At 50.0% G+C, this 1,357-nt stretch carries 4 protein-coding genes; 3 read left to right on the top strand and 1 reads right to left on the bottom strand.

Going from position 1 to position 1,357, the window contains the following annotated elements; genetic code table 11:
* Positions 1-376: BRO family protein (locus tag AC2VLY_RS02985; RefSeq protein WP_486891797.1), on the top strand; the 376-nt coding region annotated here is incomplete at its 5' end.
* Here the strand turns inward: AC2VLY_RS02985 and AC2VLY_RS02980 are convergent.
* Positions 331-474: a helix-turn-helix domain-containing protein gene (locus AC2VLY_RS02980; RefSeq protein ID WP_427961781.1), complete on the bottom strand. Its 144-nt coding sequence runs from the start codon at positions 472-474 to the stop codon at positions 331-333. The two genes, AC2VLY_RS02985 and AC2VLY_RS02980, sit on opposite strands and share 46 nt — an antisense overlap.
* Positions 475-559: 85 nt before the next feature.
* On the opposite strand from AC2VLY_RS02980, the gene AC2VLY_RS02975 reads away from it, so the two are divergent.
* Positions 560-820 carry a DUF4160 domain-containing protein gene (locus tag AC2VLY_RS02975; protein WP_427961766.1) on the top strand — a complete coding sequence of 87 codons (261 nt, stop codon included), beginning with the start codon at positions 560-562 and terminating at the stop codon, positions 818-820.
* Between the two features lie 13 nt (positions 821-833).
* Positions 834-1,088 (top strand): DUF2442 domain-containing protein, encoded by a 255-nt coding sequence (locus tag AC2VLY_RS02970; protein WP_427961764.1) that lies wholly within the window; start codon positions 834-836, stop codon positions 1,086-1,088.
* Positions 1,089-1,357 lie beyond the last annotated feature (269 nt).

The raw sequence follows: 1,357 nt of genomic DNA, 5'->3' as shown, positions 1-1,357 counted from the left end.
ACATATCTGGCGCATTGCGTTTCAGGATCTGGAAATGCGTACCACTTCATCCGATGGCGTGCATGTATGGATTGCCCAGGAAGATGTTATTGCTGCCCTGAGTATACCGGACCCTATCTATGCCCTGAGAACGCTGGCCACGGAAGATCAGGCCACGTTGACCCTTGGCAAAAATGGGCTGGATGATGAAGAGGGACAAGATAGTCTGCCAATGATCGACGAGGTAGCCATATATGAGCTCATGGTTCGATTTCCCACCCGATCATCTGCTGTTTTCAAACCCTGGCTATTACGACTGCGTCATTACTTCTTTGAATTGGCAGCCTCTGCCTATAAAAACGATGAGGTTGAGAGTGATGTGGTGACCCTGCAGTAACCTGGATTGGAATTGATATATCCTCTGTAAAGTTGTTGCCTGCCAATCCCCACCAGCTTCGCTGCCTCTGTTACAGTGCCCTTGCCATAGTTTCTTATTGTCTATCCCTGCGTATGCCGCCATCATAGTAGGATGTTCCCGCTAAAAAATGTAGTATCCAACGGTGAACGGGAGGAATCTGGATTGCCCACTATCAGTGCGTTTTACGGAATGCTCATCAAAATGTTTTTCGATGACCATAGCCCTGCCCATTTTCATGTGCAGTACGCGGAATTTAAGGCGGTCATCGCTATAGAATCCTTGTCCGTCATCCGAGGCCACCTACCACGACGCGCCCAAGAGCTTGTCCTCGACTGGACAGAGCTACATCAACAGGAGCTACTGGAAGATTGGGCCTTGTGTCAGGCAAAACAGCAACCCAACCCGATAGAACCTTTACTTTAAGGAGGATGCATCAATGGAATGGGATGTGATTGAGGTTCATCCAGAACCTCCATTAGCGCTGAATGTCCGATTTTCGGACGGGACCCAGGGGAAAGTGCGCTTTGAACCAAGCCACCTAACGGGTGTTTTCGCCCCTTTGAAAGACCCCGTAATGTTCAGCCAGGTGCATATCGATCATGGCGCTTTAACGTGGCCAGGTGACGTAGACCTCGCACCGGATGCTATGTATGACGCCATTAAGTCCCATGGGGAATGGGTACTCCGCTAAAAATGAGTAGCCTTACTGTAATGTCTGATAATCGGCACTCCTGGACGGCAGAGGAACCGAGCAAAACCGGACCGTCTGCCCTTCAGGGTTTTGGGACCACGAGACAGAATGGTGCATTCTGTCCCATCCATAACCCGCAGAAAGATCATCCCATGCTATACGGCGTACCTTTTTGTTACACGGCACTGACAGTGCCGTCGAATTTACCTTGGGTATCTTAGTCATGGCCACGACTGAAGTTTTAGCATTCGATTGGGGCGTTGGCGTTC

This window comes from Acidithiobacillus sp. TH-A36, assembly GCF_057473445.1.
The sequence above is the reverse complement of the archived record's forward strand: the minus strand, read 5'-3'. Positions and strand labels throughout refer to the sequence as shown.